19 protein-coding genes are annotated in these 19,471 nt (G+C 61.5%); 4 read left to right on the forward strand and 15 right to left on the reverse strand.

What is annotated here, in order from left to right; translation table 11 throughout:
• Positions 1-10: 10 nt before the first annotated feature.
• The gene (locus tag MCUTH_RS00525) at positions 11-442 is read right to left on the reverse strand and encodes an Lrp/AsnC family transcriptional regulator (protein WP_066953958.1); all 432 of its coding nucleotides are present in this window, start codon (positions 440-442) and stop codon (positions 11-13) included.
• Between the two features lie 186 nt (positions 443-628).
• Positions 629-1,444, reverse strand: a complete 816-nt coding sequence (gene thiD, locus MCUTH_RS00530) for a bifunctional hydroxymethylpyrimidine kinase/phosphomethylpyrimidine kinase (protein ID WP_224732757.1) — start codon at positions 1,442-1,444, stop codon at positions 629-631.
• 87 nt (positions 1,445-1,531) lie between these two features.
• Here thiD and MCUTH_RS00535 point away from each other — a divergent pair, with 87 nt between their 5' ends.
• Entirely contained in the window at positions 1,532-2,860 is a 1,329-nt protein-coding gene (locus tag MCUTH_RS00535) for an AIR synthase-related protein (RefSeq protein WP_066953962.1), read from the forward strand.
• Here MCUTH_RS00535 and MCUTH_RS00540 read toward each other — a convergent pair.
• From MCUTH_RS00540 to MCUTH_RS00600, 13 genes are all read right to left on the reverse strand, one after another.
• The gene (locus MCUTH_RS00540; RefSeq protein WP_066953965.1) at positions 2,857-3,573 is read right to left on the reverse strand and encodes a class I SAM-dependent methyltransferase; all 717 of its coding nucleotides are present in this window, start codon (positions 3,571-3,573) and stop codon (positions 2,857-2,859) included. The genes MCUTH_RS00535 and MCUTH_RS00540 overlap by 4 nt on opposite strands.
• The gene (locus MCUTH_RS00545) at positions 3,548-4,558 is read right to left on the reverse strand and encodes an AAA family ATPase (RefSeq protein ID WP_066953967.1); all 1,011 of its coding nucleotides are present in this window, start codon (positions 4,556-4,558) and stop codon (positions 3,548-3,550) included. The genes MCUTH_RS00540 and MCUTH_RS00545 overlap by 26 nt, the downstream gene beginning before the upstream one ends.
• The gene (locus MCUTH_RS00550; protein ID WP_066953970.1) at positions 4,545-5,276 is read right to left on the reverse strand and encodes a 4-phosphopantoate--beta-alanine ligase; all 732 of its coding nucleotides are present in this window, start codon (positions 5,274-5,276) and stop codon (positions 4,545-4,547) included. The genes MCUTH_RS00545 and MCUTH_RS00550 overlap by 14 nt, the downstream gene beginning before the upstream one ends.
• Positions 5,273-6,115, reverse strand: a complete 843-nt coding sequence (locus tag MCUTH_RS00555) for a pantoate kinase (RefSeq protein ID WP_066953972.1) — start codon at positions 6,113-6,115, stop codon at positions 5,273-5,275. Before MCUTH_RS00555 ends, MCUTH_RS00550 begins: the two co-directional genes overlap by 4 nt.
• Positions 6,097-7,224, reverse strand: a complete 1,128-nt coding sequence (gene coaBC / locus MCUTH_RS00560; protein WP_066953973.1) for a bifunctional phosphopantothenoylcysteine decarboxylase/phosphopantothenate--cysteine ligase CoaBC — start codon at positions 7,222-7,224, stop codon at positions 6,097-6,099. The genes MCUTH_RS00555 and coaBC overlap by 19 nt, the downstream gene beginning before the upstream one ends.
• Positions 7,224-8,093: a class I SAM-dependent methyltransferase gene (locus tag MCUTH_RS00565; protein ID WP_066953975.1), complete on the reverse strand. Its 870-nt coding sequence runs from the start codon at positions 8,091-8,093 to the stop codon at positions 7,224-7,226. Before MCUTH_RS00565 ends, coaBC begins: the two co-directional genes overlap by 1 nt.
• Positions 8,094-8,098: 5 nt before the next feature.
• A complete protein-coding gene (locus MCUTH_RS00570; protein ID WP_066953977.1) occupies positions 8,099-9,142 on the reverse strand; it encodes a 60S ribosomal export protein NMD3 in 1,044 nt (347 codons plus the stop codon).
• Between the two features lie 4 nt (positions 9,143-9,146).
• Positions 9,147-9,440 carry a DUF424 domain-containing protein gene (locus tag MCUTH_RS00575; protein WP_066953980.1) on the reverse strand — a complete coding sequence of 98 codons (294 nt, stop codon included), beginning with the start codon at positions 9,438-9,440 and terminating at the stop codon, positions 9,147-9,149.
• A 45-nt stretch (positions 9,441-9,485) separates the two neighbouring features.
• Positions 9,486-10,316 carry a TatD family hydrolase gene (locus tag MCUTH_RS00580; RefSeq protein ID WP_066953983.1) on the reverse strand — a complete coding sequence of 277 codons (831 nt, stop codon included), beginning with the start codon at positions 10,314-10,316 and terminating at the stop codon, positions 9,486-9,488.
• A complete protein-coding gene (locus MCUTH_RS00585; protein ID WP_066953985.1) occupies positions 10,288-10,641 on the reverse strand; it encodes a dihydroneopterin aldolase family protein in 354 nt (117 codons plus the stop codon). The genes MCUTH_RS00580 and MCUTH_RS00585 overlap by 29 nt, the downstream gene beginning before the upstream one ends.
• A gap of 357 nt (positions 10,642-10,998) precedes the next feature.
• Positions 10,999-11,475: a hypothetical protein gene (locus tag MCUTH_RS00590; protein WP_066953988.1), complete on the reverse strand. Its 477-nt coding sequence runs from the start codon at positions 11,473-11,475 to the stop codon at positions 10,999-11,001.
• 422 nt (positions 11,476-11,897) lie between these two features.
• Positions 11,898-14,003 carry a minichromosome maintenance protein MCM gene (locus tag MCUTH_RS00595; RefSeq protein ID WP_066953991.1) on the reverse strand — a complete coding sequence of 702 codons (2,106 nt, stop codon included), beginning with the start codon at positions 14,001-14,003 and terminating at the stop codon, positions 11,898-11,900.
• Between the two features lie 10 nt (positions 14,004-14,013).
• Entirely contained in the window at positions 14,014-14,982 is a 969-nt protein-coding gene (locus MCUTH_RS00600) for a replication factor C small subunit (protein ID WP_066953995.1), read from the reverse strand.
• Between the two features lie 156 nt (positions 14,983-15,138).
• Between MCUTH_RS00600 and MCUTH_RS00605 the strand changes: the two genes are divergently transcribed.
• From MCUTH_RS00605 to MCUTH_RS00615, 3 genes are read left to right on the forward strand one after another with little or no spacing between them, the layout of a single operon-like run.
• Positions 15,139-15,897, forward strand: coding sequence for a hypothetical protein (locus tag MCUTH_RS00605; RefSeq protein WP_066954667.1), 759 nt, complete (start codon positions 15,139-15,141; stop codon positions 15,895-15,897).
• A gap of 6 nt (positions 15,898-15,903) precedes the next feature.
• Entirely contained in the window at positions 15,904-16,638 is a 735-nt protein-coding gene (locus MCUTH_RS00610) for a metallophosphoesterase (protein WP_066953998.1), read from the forward strand.
• Positions 16,586-19,315: a DEAD/DEAH box helicase gene (locus tag MCUTH_RS00615; RefSeq protein WP_066954001.1), complete on the forward strand. Its 2,730-nt coding sequence runs from the start codon at positions 16,586-16,588 to the stop codon at positions 19,313-19,315. Before MCUTH_RS00610 ends, MCUTH_RS00615 begins: the two co-directional genes overlap by 53 nt.
• Positions 19,316-19,471: the final 156 nt, after the last annotated feature.

A 19,471-nucleotide genomic window follows, 5' to 3' on the forward strand; every position in this document is an offset into this window, starting at 1 on the left:
TCTCTTCCACCTATATTTGCTCTTTGACCTTCCTCACCGAGATGATCGTCTGGATATCCTTAACCCCCGGGAGGCCAGAGAGGGGGATTAGCACACTCCGCTTCAGTTCGGCGATGTTCTGGACCCTGACCTTGACAAAGAAGTCTCCAGGTTCTAGAATCTCATAGATCTCAAGGATGCTGGGGAGATTCCGCAGAAATTCCTCGACCTCCGATTTATCATCGGGCTGAGCCCTGATGTTCAGAAAGGCGATAAGCGTATGCTCAAAACACTTCTGGTTGATGACAATCGTAAATCGTTCGAGGATACCGGCACTTTTCAGTTTCTCGATTCTCTTAAAGACCGTCGACGGTGCGATGCCCAGCATCGAGCCGAGCTCTGCCATAGACATTCGCCCGTCTCTCTGCAGTTCTCGAAGAATCGCATCGTCAATCTCATCCATTCTAACAGTAATTACAGATTCTTATATATTAAACCTCTGTATTTGGATTAGATAATCATGTGGATATTTCATACTTTTATGGTGTTATTCCAAAGATATTGGATATTTACAGGAATATTGAACTCCAATAAAAAAATATGATATGTTCAGGCGAGATTGGAAATAAATATCAAAATATTGCCGGGATCAGGAAATGTCTTTTCGATATCTATGGATGATTGCTCCTCCCGGATTGACGATTCTCGCGGGCCCAAAATCTCCTGCTGCTTCCCGAATGGCCGTATCGATGAACTTTCGGGCCGCCGCAAATGCGCGGCGCGCAGACTCTCCCCGGGCGAGGTGAGCGGCAAGCGCCGCAGAGAAGCAGCATCCCGACCCATGCACCGAGTAAGGGTACCGCTCCCCGGAGAGTTGCATCACTCCATCCGCGTCAAGAAAGAGATCGACGACCGCGCTACCGGAAAGATGCCCTCCCTTCATAATTACGGCCTGAGCGCCGAGGTCGAGGATGCGCTCGCCGGCTCTGGCCATATCCTCAACGCTTTCGATCCTCATCCCGGCGAGCACCTCTGCTTCCGGCAGATTCGGCGTGACGACCGCGGCTTTGGGGATGAGCAGTTCGGTGAGATCCTTGATTGCATCCTCTGCAAGCAGCCGGTGGCCTGACGTCGAGATCATCACGGGATCGATGACGAGGGTCGCCTCCTCCGGCAGGGTCTCAGCGACGGCCCGGATGACGGATGCGTTTCCGAGCATTCCCGTCTTCCATGCTCCGATTGCAAAATCGTCCGCGACCGCCGCGATCTGGGCCCGGACTGCCTCAGGAGGAAGCATCCAGGCTCCCCGCACTTCACGAGTGTTCTGAGCCGTGACTGCCGTAATTACCGTCAGCCCCCACACCCCGAGGGCCGTGAACGTCTTTAGGTCCGCCTGGATGCCCGCTCCCCCTCCAGAATCCGAACCCGCTATAGAGCAGGCGGCGATCATCCTTGCATGTGCCATTTCCTCAATTGTCGGCGCAGATCCGCATGAACATTTGCCTCTTCCCCGCCACTCCCTTTATCTCGTCGTGCGCCGACCACTCATATAATGGATGTAGAAGAGTTCAGCCGCCGGCACCTCGCTGCCGGCACCCCTGACGACGATATCGTGCGCTTTCTTGCAGAAGATATCCTCACAATCAAGCGTAACCGCGTAACCCCTGCCTACGCCGAGGCGTTCGCCCGTGCGGTCTTAACTGAAGCGAAGAATTCAACCGGTCTTTCCGGCGACCTCTTCACCTACGAGCCCTCAGGCTCGACGATGGGTGAATTCGGCGTCGGATCACGGGGGTCCGGCGACTTCTTCGCCCATCGGCAACTCGCCCGGATCATCGGCCGGACGAAAGCGGCGGTCGGCGTCGATGAGATGGACGATGCCGGCGCTGTCCGTGCGGACGGCGATTATATCGTCATCACCGTCGATGGAATGCACTCTCGTCTCTCCGACTTTCCATTCCTCGCCGGGTTCCATGCCACCCGGGCGACGCTCCGGGATGTCTACGTCATGGGTGCGAAACCCGTCGCCCTCCTCTCCGACATCCACGTCGCCGATGACGGCGATGTCGCAAAGATCTTTGATTATACCGCTGGAGTCTCCGCCGTCGGCGAGGCGATGGGCGTTCCGCTCGTGACCGGCTCGACCCTGCGCATCGGCGGGGACATGGTGCTCGGCTCCCGGATGACCGGGTGCGTCGGCGCCGTCGGGGTCGCCCGGCACCTCACGGCAAGAAAGCAGATCACTCCTGGCGACGTCCTCCTCATGACCGAGGGGGCCGGGGGCGGGACGATTGCCACCGCTGCGATCTACTCCGGGTTCCCGGAGGTCGTCGAGGAGACGATCAACCTCCACTTCCTCAAGGCCTGCGAGGCGCTCCTTGCAAGCGACGTCCTCTCCGGCATCCACGCCATGACCGATGTCACGAACGGCGGGCTGCGGGGCGACGCCTACGAGATGGCGGAGACCGCAGGCTGCCGGATCGTCATCGTCGAGGACGAACTCCGGACTCTTGTGCAGCCCAAAGTCCTCTCGATGCTCGATGCCCTCGAGATCGACTACCTCGGCGTCTCGCTCGACGCTCTCCTGGTTGTCGCGCCGCCGGAACTCGCGCCCGAGATCCAGCGTGTCGTCGCGTCCGCAGGCGTCGTGATGAAAGAGGTCGGTTACGTCGAGGAAGGAGCTCCCGAGTCGGTGCTCTCCGTCAACGGCGAGATCCGTGACTTCTCGCCCCGGTTCCGGGAGTCGGCCTACACGCCGGTCAAGAAGGTCGTGGACGAGGACAAAAGGGATTTCGATGAGATGAAGGTAGGGGTTGAGCGGGCGGCGGAAGCGGCGCTCCAGAAGAAGCTCCGGATCCTCTCCCGGCTTCGCTCCTCTTAATCTTCCGGTTTTTTGCCCGCTGCGCAGACGTTATACGCCAGGTACGGCAGTTTCTCCTCGATGATGGGCTCCACTTTCCGGGCGAGGTTAAAGACCGGATCAGCGAGGTTTAAGTGCGCAAACGAGCATCGGCTGACCGAGAGGTCCTCGAATCCTGCCTCCCGGAAGAGTGACTCAATCTCGGCGTTGGTGTAGTAGTGCTCGTTAAAGTCCCCGACTCCAACCTTCTTTAAGCCGACCATCTCTCCTATGTGATAGATGACCGGGACGATGCTCGTAAAGACAGTCCGCGAGAGTGTGCAGACCGCGATCCGGCCGCCGGGTTTCAGGACCCGGTAGGCCTCGCGGAGCATTCCCTCCGGGTTTGGGATGTAACTGAAGGCGAGCAGGCTTGCGAGAGCATCGAAGGTGGAGTCCCGGAACGGAAGGATATCGGCCGTTCCAACGCAAAACTCGCACTCGGGGCAGCGCTGCCGCCCATGTTGAACCATTCTAGGGCTGATATCGAGTCCTACAGCTCGACCCCCTTCAGCGACGTAGCGCTGGACAAAAAGCCCTGTCCCACACCCGAGGTCGAGAAGGTACCCACCCTTCGGGAGTTCTCTCATCACGTGATCCGAGATGTGGCCGTGGTAATACTTCCCGCGGTGGCCGTCGTAGCGGTCGTCGTAGATATCCGCAACCTCATCATAGTGCTGCTGTACTTTCTTCACTGAACACCTCCCGGGCAATTCGGGCAAGTAGTGCATTGAGCTGCACAAAGTCGTCCGCATTATGGCAGAGACGGTGGTCCGCATCGGCGAGTGCGATGGCAAGCGCCGGATGATTGTATTCCCGCCTGACCACCTGCCGGAGCTCGCCGACGACCTCCCGCGCCGAGAGCCCATACTCGATCATCAGCGACTCAACGATCCTCTTTGCCGCTGCAAAATTGCCGGCCCGGATAGCATCGAACGCGGATGTTGCGACGTTTCCGGTCTCCGAGCGCGAGAGATCCGCGAGGTCGAAGTCCTTCTTTGATTGTGCGGCGATCTGAGCGTACATAATCGCCCGCCGCAGGTCGCCCTGCGCCGCGTGTACGATCAGGTCGAGGTCATCGGCCGGGATTGTGGCCCCCTCTAGAGCGAGGATCTCGTTGAGACGGGCACGGATGACCTCACTCTCAAGCGGGGCAAAGAAGATCGGCAGGCAGCGCGACGCGATAGCCGGGATGATCGCCGACGGCCGGGTGGTGACAAGGATGAACCGGCAGGTGGCGCTATAGCGCTCCATCGTCCGGCGCAGAGCCTGTTGCGCCTCAAACGTCAGGCTCTCAGCATCCTCAAAGACCATCAGTTTGAAGTCGGCATCGAGCGGTCGCATCGAGGCGTACCACTTCACGATCTGCTTGAAATTAACGATCAGGCTCAGATCTTTGCGGTAGATCTGGGCGAATCGTTCATCTGTTTCAAGAGCGCTCTTCCCCTTCCCAAGGAGGTCGGCGGCGCTGAGGATGGTCGTATTTGCCTCCCAGGTCTCGCCGTAGAGCCGTTTTGCGAGGCTTTCCACAGCGATAGACTTGCCGGTGCCGTGCGGGCCGGAGATGAGCATATGCGGCACGCTCCGCGTATCCGCAAACGTCATCAGGTGGCGGACGACTCTCTCCTGCCCGACGATCTCCTCGCATCCCTTGGGTCGGTGGATCTCACTCCAGAGCATGGGCCAGTCTCTCTCTCATCTCATCTATTGCTGCCCTAAGAAGATAGGCATTATCAAGCGAGGCGATCAGGCGTTCTCCCTCCCCCGGCTCAAGGGAGGTACATGCCGTGGTGATCGCAGGGAGAGCACGTGTCACCTCATCGACGATCGTGAGGTTTGCCGTCCGCGCTGTCCGGGAGAGCGGGTTTAAGTCGATGGTAATGACGGTCTTGCCCATCTTTCGGAGCGCTTCGCAGCGATCCCCGTCCTCGAGGGGGACCAGGATGACATCAGCGTCTCCAATCCCCTCCGGGAGACAGAGCGCACGGTCGTGGGAGAGCGGGATGAGCCGCTCCGGCGTACCTGAAAGAACCCGGACGCCGTGCTCTTCAAGCAAGTTGGTGATCAGCCGGATCCGCTCGTCAGTCCGGTGGAAGAGGTTCACCTCGACATCGGCATTGCTTGCCCTCTGCAGTTCAGCGATCTCTCTTGCCGCAAGCGCCGCCGTGTTCCCGTTCACCGATATCACCGCATGCCGGGCGGATAGAAGCATCGCGGCGGCCGTCCGGGCGGCAAGAAGTGCGCTCTCCGTTGTCTTTTCGCCGATCAGGTAATCGAACGCCTCCCCGCGCCCGTGGGAGGCAAGCCCCTCGAGGGCGACGATGCCCTCGCGGGCGCACTCGGCAAGCCGTTCACGGACGACAAGAGAGCGGTAGCGTGGATGGTCTTTTGGGATCATGGTCTCATCTCGATCAGGTATGCGCCGCGGCGTGCGACGCAAAGCCGGTAGACCTCCCCGAACCGGGAGAGGACCGCCTCCGCACCGTTGCCGCAGGCGAAGACGCCGTTTCCCAGCATCGTCATGCTCGCCGGGACACCTGCAGTATCGCAGGCCTGGAGCACCTCTCGTACCTCTGCCGCAATAAGCCCGCTGCTTTCGGCAAATCTGCGCGAGAGACGGCAGAAGTCGGCAAGATCCCGGGGGCAGCGGTCCGGGTACGCGGCGGCTATCCGGGCCATCGCCTCGGGCGACGAGAGGACCGAGGCGGTCGGGAGTGGACCGAGGCTTATGGCGTAGAGTGGTTCCTCCGGGTAGATGCGGGTGATCTCTGCATGGATGCCTGCACCTTTTCTGCAGACAACCCCGCCTGCCTGGATCGCGGCGACGTCCCCTAGACCGGTCCGGTGCAGGACCTCGGCTTCGTGGGCATAAGCAGCCACCTCCTCTGCGGTAAGAGTGAGGGCGAAGAGTTCGTTTGCGGCCGTGAGTGTCGCAAGAAGCGCAGCCGCCGAGAGTCCGAACCCGGCCCCGATAGGTAGCCGGCACTCCGTGGTGACGCGGGCGGCAACACCCAGCCGATCGAGGGCATACTCGATCGGCGGCGACCCGGCGAACGCGTGGCCCTGGTGGATCACCCGGACGCTCGTCTCGCGGGCCGGCTCAACCGTCGAACGCACCCCTTCATTGATGACCACGCCGGCCCCGATGCTCCCGGTCGATGCAGGGTCGCTCCCCTCGACGCGTCGGAAGTAGCCGGATATGTGCCCGGGGGAGAAGGCTACAGCAGTCTGGACCATATCGCCGCAGCGACCTCCTCCTTGGTCCCGGAGATCTCGGTAGTCTCCCCGGTGGTCATGATCCGAAACGATCCCGCCGCCGCGCCCATCGTCGGGGGTGTGTTCACGACGACAACGCTTGCGCCTGCTTCAAGCATCGCCCTTGCCCGCTCCTCCTCGTTCCAGCCCAGTTTGAATGCCACCGTCATCGGCCGGTAGGTCTTCATAACCTCGCTGATGATCTTTGGGAGAGGATTGAGCCGTATGCTCAGCGGCTCTCCGCTTGGGATCTTTCCCTCCCGGCGCTCGGGGGCAAAGTCCGATATCGCCGCGGCGCTGATGTAGATATCGACCCCCTCGTCCCGGCAGACCGAGAGGACGGCATCCCGCATCTCGGCCGCAGTCGTGGCGCGGATATTTCTCACGCACGGGAATGAGCCGCTGTGCACCACCGTCACGTCGGCCCCGAGCCGGAAGGCCGCGAGGGCGAGGGCTCGCCCCATCTGGCCCGTCGACCGGGTGGTGAGGACCCGGACGTCGTCGAGGGGCTCCGCACACGCCCCGCTCGTGATGAGAACCTTCTTTCCGGCGAGCGGATGGCCCATCACTGCCCGTTCGGCGTGAAGGACGATCGTCTCGTTATCGGCGATCTTCGCCTTCCCCTCCTCGATCCTCGGGTCGACGACGACGATGCCCCAGGACTGGAGTCGTCGGAGGTTCTCCCTGACCCCCGGATGGTTGTACATACTCTCGTGCATCGCCGGGACGACCACCACCGGCATCCCTCGGCCAAGCGCCGTCGTCGCGAAGGTGGTCACCGGAGTATCGTCGATCCCGCAGGCGATCTTGCTGATGGTATTTGCCGTGCAGGGGGCGATGAGGAGGAGGTCTGCCGCCCCGCCCTCCCCGCAGTAGAGGACATGCTCCACAAGGCCGGTGATCCGGGTGATCGTTTGCCGGCCGGTTGCGTAGGTCAGGGCGTCGGGGTGGATGATCCCCGCCGCTGCATCCGTCATGACCGCCTGCACCGTCGCACCCCGGCGGCGCAGCGCGTGGGCGAGTTTCACCGTCTCGACGGCTGCAATGCTCCCCGTTACGGCAAGCACCACCGTCTTTCCTGAGAGTGTCATCACGATATCGTCACATCCTGCACCATATGCCATGCGTGCGGGCCGTATTTCTTCACCCGGCGGGAGGTTACTGCCGCCTCAAGGCCGGCCTTGGCGACCTCTTTCTGGATCGTTTCGGTCGCGTTCCCGATGCTGTGGACGTGGAGCACGCTCCCGCTCCGGACGTGAGCGAGGGCATCGGCAAGCATCGAGGGTGCATCGAAGTGACCCATCAGGATCCGATCATAGATGCCGGAGAGATGCTCCCTGCAGTCCCCAAGAACTCCCGTGACCCGGTCCGCGAGATTGTTTGCCATAATGTTTCGTTGAAGGTATTCAAAGGCTATTGGGTTGATCTCCATTGCATGGACCTGTGCACCGCTCATGGCCGCGGGTATCGAGAAGTAACCGATTCCTGCAAACATATCGGCGATGCGTTCGCCGGGCCGGACAAGGGAGGCGATTCTTGCCTTTTCTATACGGTTTCCCTGAGCAAACATCACCCGTGTCGGGTCAAGGATGAACGTGTAGCCCTGCTCGCGGTGGCGCACCTCGCCGGCGGTCCCGTAGAGCACCTCCACGTCCGGGATGCGCATCACACCCGTATACCCTTTCACCCGGATGACGCCTCGGGGGCGGCAATGCTCCACGATCGCGGCAAGTTCGTCCTTTGTCGGTGCGTCGCCGTGGAGGATCGCGATATCCCCGACGAGGTGATATCCCCGGCCCCGGTATCGCGTACGCTCGGGGAGATTCTCGTCGGCAGGATAGCCTTCCCGGACCGGGACCCAGGCGGTCCCGTCCCGGACGTAAGGCCGGCGGGTCGGGTCGACCCACTCCTCCCCCGCAAGATCGGCGAGGGTGTTCGCCGGCACTTTGCGCGCACGCATGGGAATCACCCGACGATGACCAGGCGATCCTCCACCTCATCGCGGAGCACCCGGATTGGCTGCCCCTCCACCGGGAACGTCCAGGGCACCGCATTCACCTCTTTGGTCTGGTAGGTCTTTGGGTCCATCAGTCCTACGGCGCCCGGTTGCGTGAAGACCACGAGCGCGGACTCGGCCTCGCGAACGTTTCCGATGAGGCGCTCCACCTCATCCTCAGTGAGGGTCCGGGCCGTGCCGTTCTGCAGGTCAAAGACCCGGAGACGTTGCCCGTCAATCTCACGCACCTCAAAGTAGCCGCCCCGGGCGACCACCACGTCGCCTTTCTGGTAGAACGGCAGCCGAATCGAGTAGGTGATCCGGTAGAGTGCCCTTCCCTCCTTCTCACCGACCAGTTTCGGATGGGTTGTAAACCGTCCGCCGAGCGCTCCGGTTATCATCCTTGAGATCTCAAGGCCGAGGTGTTGTGTCCCGACGGTGATATCGACGCCGTCTTTTGTGTCCTGGAGATCCGATATGAACGAGAAACGGTCGCCCGACTGCTGGAGCGACTCTTCGACCTGCTCCGCAATCCTTGCGGCAACTTCGCGCTCGTAGGCGTTGATCTTTCTGTTCGTAGCCCGTACCTGGACGATCCCCTCGTAGTAGCCCCCGGAGATGCGGCTGCACCGGTCGCAGGACTCCTTCTGCCAGATGATCTCGGTCTCGCAGGTCTCCTTCACCGGGACCCCATACATCGTCGCTTCCACCTCGACGGTGCAGGTCGTCCTGTTCGGCCCGGTCTCCTGCGACCGGACGGTGACCCGGATATCCTTTGCATCCTCGTGGATGCTCGTCGCCGATACCGCCAGTTCGGCGATCAAGTCCTCACGCGGCATCTGCAGGTCCGACCAGGTCTTGCCGCGCTTCTGCGAGTCGCAGACCGGACAGTAGACCGCCGTCACCCGGGGCTGGCAGGTGAGTAGTCGGACATCCGCGGCCCGGCACTGCGGACAGAGCCCTTCTTCGGTCGGCTGCCCGCATCGGGGGCAGATGCTCGTCTGGATGGTCATGGGATTATATCCTGAATATCTGAGCATGGGGGACGTCGCCGATCATGATGCAGTCCTCCTCATTGACGAGCCCCATGGCTTCTGCGAGGGCTACGACACGCTTCCCTATTATATTAACGTTATCGGCACCGGCAAGAGCTCTCCTGACATCTTCCTCAGCAACACGCTCCGTGCCGTAAAATTCTCTGGTGATGCAGACTTCCACGTCGCCGTGCATCAGGGTGACGTCGAGCAGCTCGGAATCGCAGGCAGCCACCACTTCACCGGCGCCCGGTATACGGTGCACTTTCAAGTACATTGCAGATATCTTGATCGGGAATCATCAAAAAGGTGCGCTGTTGCCTCAAGGAAGGGCAATATCAACGCCGTAGGTGCGGGATGGCGTCTCGACATGGATGCGCCAGGCATCCTCTTCGGTGATGAGTCCTTCCTCGAGGTACCTGCGTGTGAACCGCGGAACGGACTTCGGCCCGATGACCGCTCCGGGCCGGCTGTTCTCGTCCATGTAGTCGCTCTCCATGGTGAACCGCCGCCCCTCGCGGGCAAGCGCGGGAATATCCTCGTGCCGCGCGATGAAGGAGGGCATGAGCGGGGTCTCCGGCGTCGCAAAGTGTTTGACGACCCTCTCGATCGGGATACCCGCTTCGGCGGCCATCTCGACGACATCGATGCAGGGTCCGCTCTCGGCGTGGAGCTGGACGGCGCAGCCGTGTTCGGCGCCAAGTTCGAGTGCGTGGAAGAGGACCGCGTTTGAGGCGCTAAGCACCTCCGGCGGGACCTCGTAGTGGGGCCGACCGCTCTTGAGAGCAACAGCCCGTCCCTCCTCGACGTAGCGGGCCGCAAGGTCGAGACCGGCCATCATGACCGCGGCGGCCTCGTCCAGAGTCATCCGCGCCGCAAGGCGGTTCATCTCCGCAGGGTGGACCCCGAGGACCGGGTAGACGACGAGTCCGGTCTCGCGGACCATCTCGGCTACCCGGAGCGTCGCCTCGAAGACCTCCCGGTAGTCCTCGCCAGACGAGGGTTCGATCCCGAACGACCAGGAGGGCTTTGAGACCAGGAAGATGTGCGTCCCCCCGCTGCGGCGGAAGTCCTTCGCGGCCTCGATCCCCCGGCCGTTCACCGGGTCGATGTGGATATGGTCGTCAGTGATCGGTATCGCTGGTGGTTTCATGGATCTCGACGATCTCCATCATGGGGTAATCGTCCTCGAGGTGCAGTCGGGCCCGGCAGACGGTCGTCCCGACTGTGGTCGTGATCTCGACATCAAACATCTTTCCGGCAAGTTCCGAGTAGCCGAACCGGTTCGAGACCATCATATCCCGGTTCAGCCGGACGCGGATATCCGTCACGTAAGGCTGCAGTCCGACGGCCTGCTCGATGGCGGTCTCAACGGCGGCAGCGGTCTCGCGGGCGATCGGCGTCCCGACGAACTGGTGGTAGAGGGCGCCGAGCTTGATCCCGGCTTCGAAGGCCGCTTTCTCGCGGTCGGTGATCATGGTTAGTAGGTTGGAGGTGCGGGAGTAAGAAGGTGCGCCCCGGGGGCGATGAGAATGAGGAGGTTTTGTTTTACACGCGTTCATAAACACGCAGGAACTTTGGTTTTGTGGGGTTCGGCATCGAGGGTGGCGTAGTTGTGCCGTCTGGAGTACTGGCGGATGTGGGCATCTCTAAACATCTTTGCCGGGAGGGGGACACCCCCTCCCGGTCCCTCCCCCGCGTGGCGATATGCGATGGTTCGTAGAACCGGAGCTGGAGCACCGCCAGGTGCGACTCCCGGTGGATAGCCGTTTCACTCTTCTGAATCTGATATGATGCCGTTGTTCTCAGGCGCATCGCTCCGGTGGATGGAGCCATTATCCCATCTTCTCCCCTTTCCCCGTATCTGGGTGGCGAAGGGAGATGACCAGCCGGAGGATGACGTAGAAGACGGCGGCGACCAGCACGCACTCGAGGTAGAACCCAAGAAGCAGGAACGCAGAGAATGCCAGGTCGTGTGCAGCTGTACCTTCGGCGAGCGGCAGTGCGCTCATGATATCGTCAAGAAGCCGCCCAAAGATCGGCAATCTGTCCGCGAGCAGCGGAGGCTCGCCTCTCCAGCGGTGCGGGGTTATGAACAGGGGAAATACAAGCGGGGTCGTTGCTGCGGCGGTGACGAGCATCGCCTGAATCTTTCCGTGAAACGAGAGGACGCCTGAAACAATCGGGAACGGTGTCGCGGCCCCGGCAACCGCAAGGATCATGAGCACCAGAAAGAAGGCGAGGATGGCGTAGAGCGGTGCGGGCCCCGGATGACCCGAGGCGACGCTGGCGAACCTACCCAGACGGCCCACGCAATGGCCGCGACGAACGGTGGGATTACGAACCGCAGCCGGCTTTGGGAGAGGCGCTCGAGGAGGGGGTGGAGGTTTGCGGAGGACGATGCTCTCATCGGACCGGATCACCCTGTTTCGCGCCCGCGTGAGGCCTTCCTGGCAGAGATTCTGGCGCGGGAAGAGGGTGGTCTCGACTTAAGACCAGCAGGACAATCCAGATGATGACCAACAGAAGCCCAAGTGTGGATCCAAGCTCTTTATCGTAGTTATCCGGGCCCGGCTCCGCCATACAGGAGCCTGGGTGTTGGGTTACTTATAGTTTCTGTCCTCGCTCTCTACACGTCCGGCGTCCTGCTGCAAAAAAAATAAAACAAAACGCTTCGCCGAAAAAATAGGGCCGGCAAAGGAGGACCCGGTGTGCCGGGGGAGAAGGCATCCCCCTACCCGATCAACTTCACCAGCCCGTGCCGGGGCTCGAGCACTTCGCCGCCCCGCTTCAGCTGCTCGATGGTGTGCTCGATCTTGTCGCGGGCGAATCCCTGCTGCACCAGGATCTCAATAACCTCCTCGACCTTCGCCTGGCCGCCTCCGTCGGCGGAGGCGTTCCGGATCGCCTCCTTGACCGACCGGATGATGTCGCGCTGCGCCTTCGTGACCCCGGTCACGAGTTTGTCGATATCGAAACTCCCGGTCTCGGCGTCGTAGGCGACCTGCCGGAGAGATGCATCCACAATCTTTAAGATCCGGTCGGTATCTTCCGTATCAACGGTGTTCGAGAGCCGCATCCGGGCGCTCGCCTCCGAGAGCCGCACCAGCGCTTCGAGTTGCCGGGCGGTAACCGGGACGGGCTTGTTGCCGCTTGCGAGGTTGCGGAGACGCATGTAGTAGGCGACGAGCGCCTCCTTTGCCCCGTCGGAGAGGATGGGGAAGCATGTCCTCTTCGCGTAGGCGATGTACTTCCGGAGAAGCGACGGGTCGATGTCGGGTGTGACCGGCGCAAGGGCACGCTGGATATATGCGTCGTCGACGTTCGGCAGGGGCTTATACTCGTGCTGCTTGATCAGTTCGCCCACTGCGTGGGTCTTGATGATATGGTTGGCGATCGCCTCGTCGCGCTCGGCCTGCGGCTGATCGGTCATCACGAAGATGAGGTCAAAGCGCGAGAGGAGCGAGGGCGGCATGTTGATCTGCTCGCCGATCGGGACGAATTGGTCAAACCGCCCGAGTTTCGGGTTCGCCGCGCCGAGGAGGGCGCAACGGGACTTCAAGGTCGCGGTGATCCCGGCTTTGGCCACCGAAATAGATTGCTGTTCCATTGCCTCGTGCAGCGCGCTCCGGTCCTCTTTCTGCATCTTGTCCATCTCGTCGACAGCGGCGATCCCCATATCCGCGAGGACCAGGGCACCGGCCTCGAGCGTCCAGCGCCCGTCGCCGAACTCGTCCTTGACCGCCGTTGCCGTCAGACCGGCGGATGTCGACGACTTGCCGCTCGTGTAGATACCCCGGGGCGAGAGTTTCACGACGTAGCGCAGGATTTGACTCTTTGCTATACCGGGGTCTCCGACCAGGAGGACGTGGATGTCGCCGCGGAGACGGGAGCCGTCCGGCATCTCCTTTGCGATGCCGCCGAAGAGCTGGAGCGCAATCGCCTCCTTTACGTCGTCCGTGCCGTAGATCGTAGGTGCGATCGACCGGGCAATCTTCTTGTAGATCTGGGGATCGCGGGCGAGCGCCTGGATCTTCGCCTCGTCCTCCTCGGTGATCGAGACCTCCTCGAACTCCTTCTCGGCAACCTCGATGGAGTTGCACTCAAGGTAGATGTCAAAGAGCGTGCTCTTCTGGCCGTAGTTGACCCTCTGAACCGAGCGCAGGATCCCATTCACCACAACCCGATCCCCCGGTGCGACCATCCCGGTGAGGTCGTCGGTGACGTCGATATCGAGCGTCTGGGGCTGCTCGCCGCCACGGAGCCCCTCAGGCGACTCCTGGATCCGGAGTTTCTGTGCATCGACGAACTGACATCGGTTCATGACGAGATCGAGACGAGTCTTGCGCTCGCAGTTCGGGCAGAATTCAGGCTCATCGAACCGTCCGTAACTCTGGGGAACAGGATCCGTGTTCTTTCCGCAAGTGCGGCAACGGAAGACCGCGCTCACGATCCGGGGGCGGACCTCGGTCGTCTTTCGGAGGATTCCTTCAATGCTGATGAAAGTGTTGATCTGCTCGGCCCTGATATCCCGGATGTTGGTCCTCTGCGGCAGGTTCGTGAACCGAATGTTGATCAGGTCGGGGTCCTGGCCGTCCTTGAGTTTGATGAGTTTGTTCTGGATGATTGCATCCCGGATATCCCCGATGACCTTTCCTGGGCTTCGCAGGAGCTCGAACGCGAGCTTATTATTCAGAATTTTCCGAAAATCTATATAGAGCGACCGTTTGTGGGGATACTCGCGGGAGAGTTCGGCAAGTTCTCGCTTATACTGCTTCTTCAAGAACTTCGTCCACTCACCGACGACATCGGTGACTTCCACGGTTATCTCTTTTGGCACAGAGAATCCCTCAACGGTGCTGCTTGGAAGCGATGACGAACCGGGCGAGCAGCGCCTCCATCTGGATGTCGCTGTTTGCCCCTTCCGAGAGACGGAAATCGGTCTCGCCGAGGGCGTCGATCAGTTTTACTTTGAGCGTCCGGTCCATATCGCGCTGGACGAGAGCGCGGTAGCACTGGTTGATCAACTCGTTCGGGGCAATGCCCCGGTCGCGGGTCAATGCGGAGAGAGCCTGTTCCGCCTCATCGAACCTTCCTTCTATTGCGAGGTCGAGAAGTTCGTCGATCTCATCCGGGCGGGCGGTTGCGGTGATTGAGTAGATTGTCTCTTCGTCGATATTCGCCTGGAGGATGGCCGCGCCCTGGAGAGCGTTGATTGCCTTCCTCATGTCTCCCGATGCGACATAGACGATGGCATCGAGCGCTCCATCCGTGATGGTGAGGCCTTCGGCTGCGGCAATCCGCTGCACCTCCTCAATGACGGCCTCTCTATCGAGCGGCCTGAACCGGTAGATGGCGCACCGGCTCTGGATGGGATCGATGATCTTTGACGAGTAGTTGCACGAGAGGATGAACCGGCAGGTCCGGGCGTAAGTCTCCATTGTCCTTCGCAGAGCTGCCTGAGCGTCCGTCGTGAGTGCGTCTGCCTCGTCAAGGAAGAGGATCTTGAACGTCGCGTCACCAAGCGGTGATGTCCTGGCGAAGTCCTTGATCTGGTTTCTAACGACGTCAATGCCGCGCTCGTCGGAGGCATTCATCTCACGGAAGTTCATCTGCCAGGTGTCGCCGAAGAATTCCCGTGCGAGCGCCACGGCTGCAGTCGTCTTCCCGATCCCCGCGCTGCCTGTAAAAAGGAGGTGTGGCAGGTTGCCGGTCTTGACGTAGGATTGGAGGCGCACCACGATCTCCTTCTGTCCGACCATCTCTTCGAGTCTTCTGGGCCGATACTTCTCTATCCAGATGGTGTGGTTGCCTTCCATTGCATGGAATTGTTGGCGCTCGAGCATCGTAAAAGCATCGCTATCTCGGCGATGATCCTTTTTAGAGGGGTGAGAACGAACAAGTAAGTACAGGTACGTATGGAAATACCGGAGGTTCGAATGGAGATCCGGCATTTCCGCACCCATAACGAACGTATGGAACTTTCAGGACGGATATTTGCGCGTGATCTCTCCTCCGCGCGTCATACTATAGACTCGAGCGAAGACCGGGACGGCTCCTATGTGGTGACGCCAACCGGGGCATGGTGCCGCCGCCTCTTCGTCGTCGGTGCAATCACCGAGCAGAAAGGGAGCGGAGATGTTATTTGGGCCCGGGTTGCCGACCCCACCGGGACGTTCCGGGTCACGGCGGACTGGCAGAGCCCGGATGCTCTTGAGACACTCAGGTACATTGAACCTCCGGCATTCGTCGCCGTCACCGGGCGGGCAGTGCTCATCGGTTCCGGGGCGAGAGCAAACGCGACGGTGAACGCCGAGGCGCTCTGCGCGGCGGATCGTACAGCCCGTGACCTCTGGGTGCTCGCGACCGCCGATGCAACGCTTGATCGGCTCGAAGCCCTCAAGAAATGCGCTGATGAGCGGACCGCGACCGCTCGCCGACTCTATCAGACCACGGATGAGGATATCCGGGATATGGCCGGGATGGTGCGGACCGCGCTTGCAAGTATTCGCCCGGATATCTCCGTCGGCGAGATCACGCCTATCATCGGGCGCGACCTACTCCTTGCCGCCCTCGAGGATAAGGGCGGAAGCAGGGGCATCGGAGTTGAGGATGCAATCGCCGTCGGGGTGCAGTCCGGCCTCTCCGCCCGCGACGCCCGGGTCGCGCTTGAAGAACTTCTTGCCGCAGGGGAATGTTACCAGCCCGCATCGGGCATGATCAAACTTATCTGACATACTATGCGCCTTCATTTTATCGAGAACGGCCCGGCCCTCCTGGTCGAGCATGACCGGCGCGTGCTGGTCGTCGCCGACCTGCACATGGGCATCGAATCGGGCCTCGAGCGCCACGGCGTCCACATCCAAAGCCGGAGCGCCGCGCGGACCAAGCGCGTGCTCGCCTGCATTGAAGAGACGAATCCCGACCTCCTCCTCCTCTTGGGGGACGTAAAACACAACGTCCCGATAACGAGCAGGCAGGAGTACCGTGAACTTCCGGGCGTCCTGCAGGAATTCCGCGACCGGGTCCCGATTGCCGTCACTCCGGGCAACCATGACGGCGGTATCGGTCGCTTTCTTAACCCCGGAGAACTCCTCCCGGCCGAGGGCGCACTCATCGACGGCGTCGGCTACCTTCACGGCCACACCCATCCGGACCCGGAACTCTCCGGTCACCTCATCGTCATCGGCCACCACCATCCGGTCATCTCGATCGTGGATGCCGTCGGGTGCGCAGCACGTGCCAGGCCTGCCTACCTCTACTCGTGGATCGAAGAGCCGTCGGGAGATCGCACCCGGCTCCTCTTTGTCCCCGCCTTCAACGAATTTGCAGGAGGAATCGACGTCGGACGGTTGAAGAAGAGCGGGCTTGGGCCCCTTTCACGGTGCATTGATGAAAAAAGCGCGGAGGTGTATCTCGCAGATGGCACGTACGTCGGCACGCCGGCAACACTCTGCCCCACAGACGGCGTTTGATCTCCTCGATCCTAGGGTGCAGGAGGTCGTCCGGAAGCGCGGGTTTACTGAGTTGTCTCCCGCTCAGGAGCAGTCTATCCCGCGGCTCCTTAACGGGGAGAACCTGATCCTGGTAGCGCCGACCGGCACGGGAAAGACCGAGAGCGCAATGCTTCCGGTCTTCGACCGGCTCCTTGAGATTACCGGGGCGGGGTTCAAGGCTGTCTATATCACACCGCTCCGCTCCTTAAATCGGGACATCCTCAATCGGATGGAGTGGTGGTGCCGGGAACTCGGACTCTCGATCGGGGTCCGGCACGGGGATACGCCGCAGAACGAGCGGCGAAAGCAGGCATTGAACCCGCCGGATCTCCTCATCACGACCCCTGAGTCCTTGCAGACACTGTTCATAGGCAAGCGCCTCCGCAAGCACCTGGAGAATGTCAGGTATGTCGTCGTCGACGAGATTCACGAGCTTGCCGACAGCAAACGGGGAGCCCAACTTGCGGTGGCGCTCGAGCGCCTGGTTGCCTGCGCAGGGGAATTCCAGCGGATCGGCCTCTCGGCGACCGTCGGGAACCCGGACGATATCGGTCGGTTTCTCTGCGGGAATCGCCCGTTCTCGCTCGTCGAGGTCCCGGTCGCAAGCAGCCTCGCGATCAACGTCCAGTTCGCCGGAGAGGACTTCTCCTCCCAGACGCGGGCCGTCGAGAAGTGCCTCGATGCCCCCGGCTCCACCCTCGTCTTCGTCAACACCCGGGTGACTGCTGAGGCCCTCGGCCATCAGCTCTACTCCCGCGGCGACGTCGAGGTCCATCATGGCTCGCTCTCACGGGACGTCAGGGTCGATGCCGAGGAACGGTTCAGGAAGGGCGAGATCCGGACACTCATCGCCACATCCTCGATGGAACTCGGGATCGATATCGGGCATATCGAACACGTCGTCCAGTTCGGCTCCCCCCGACAGGTCTCGCGCCTGGTCCAGCGGGTCGGCCGGGCCGGCCACCGTCTCGATACCGTCTCGCGCGGGACCGTCCTTTCCACGGGGTTTGACGATCTCCTGGAGTCGCTCGTGATCGCACGCCGGGCGAGGGCGAACGAGTGCGAGCGGATCATCCCGCCAGCCGGGGCTGCCGATGTGCTCGCGAACCAGGTGGCGGCGATTGCGGTCGAGTACGGCGAGATCGAGGTCTCCCGCGTTCGGGAGATGATCGAGCGATCGGGGGTCTTTGCCGGCTGCGGGCCGCTCCTTGATTCCGTCTGCCGCCAGATGGTGGAGCACCGGCTGATCCGGATCGACGGGACCCGGATCGTCCGGACGGGGCGGGCCCGGCGTTACCTCATCGAGAACCTCTCGATGATCCACGACGAGCGCAAGATGGAGATCTTCGATATGGTCTCGCGCCGCACGGTCGGGACGCTCGACGAGTCGTTCGTCCTCGGGTGGATGCATACCGGCGCGGTCTTCATCACGAAGGGCCAGCTCTGGCAGGTGCTCGAGATTGAGGGAAACAGGATCACGGTCGAGCCGGCCACCCGGGCGAAAGGCGAGGTCCCGTCATGGGAGGGTGAGCAGATCCCGGTGCCGTTCGCTGTCGCCCAGGAGGTCGGGGCGCTCCGGAGAACTCGGGCGTTTGACCGCTACTCAGACGATCCCTGCGCGATAGCATACGCAGAGCGGTTCATGGCCGGAATGGACGAGGGAAACTACCCCGTCCCCACCGACCGCCTCATCACCCTCGAGAACACCGACGAAGGCGTCGTCTGCAACGTCTGCGGCGGACACAAGGCGAACGAGGCGCTGGCACGCGCGCTCTCGGTCCTCCTATCGGCCCGCTACGGGACGACCGTCGGGATCGAGGTCGGCGCTTACCGGTTCCTCCTGCGCCTGCCCCCGGAGATCCGCGCACTGGAGGTTCAGGAGACCCTTGCGGCGCTCGAACCCATGCATCTTTCGGGGATTCTGAAACTCGCCCTGAAACGAACGGCGCTCTTTAAGTGGAAACTTGTGCAGGTGGCAAAGAAGTTCGGCGCCATCGATGCGGACGCCGACTACGAGCGGTTCAGCATCCACCGGCTCATCGAGCTCTTTGACGAGACCGTCATCGCCGCCGAGGCATACCGGGAACTCTTCGCAAACTCGATGGACGTGGACGCAGCGCAGGAGATCCTCAAACGCCTTCGCGACGGCAGGATCGCGGTCGTCACGGGGCGGTTAAGCCCGCTCGGGAGCGATGTGCTCTCGTCTTCCCGGGACATGATTCCGCCGCCGATGATCGACCAGGCGGTGATCGGGACGTTGATGCGCCGGCTTGAGAAGGAGGATGTCGTCCTCTTCTGCATGCACTGCCGGAAGTGGAAGAGCCGGACGACCGTGGAGCGGGTCCCGGATCGCCCGCAATGCCCACTCTGCAATGCGCGCCTCATCGCGGCGTTAAAACCCTGGGACGAGCAGCTCATTCCGGCGGTGAAGAAGAAGAACAAGTCCGATGAGGAGCGGGCGATCGAGGTCAGGTTCCTTCGAAACGCCAACATCGTCCTCTCCAGCGGGAAGAAGGCGATAATAGCCCTCGCGGCAAAGGGCGTCGGCCCTGAGGTGGCGTCACGGATACTTGCCACCATGACCGAAGGGGATGCTTTCTACCGCGAGATCCTCAAGGCCGAGCGGAACTACGTAAAGACGCACAGGTTCTGGTAGTGAGCTCGTGCGGTATCGCCGGAGTTGCACTGGAGTAGCAACACATCCGGTACCGCCACAGTCGGGCAAGATGAGGCTCTTCTAACCCAGGTTCTCCCGACGGCATCATGCCCGGCAGAGTAATCTGGCGATAACCTTACAGCACAAAAAAGAGGC

The organism is Methanoculleus thermophilus (assembly GCF_001571405.1).
Taxonomy (GTDB): domain Archaea; phylum Halobacteriota; class Methanomicrobia; order Methanomicrobiales; family Methanoculleaceae; genus Methanoculleus; species Methanoculleus thermophilus.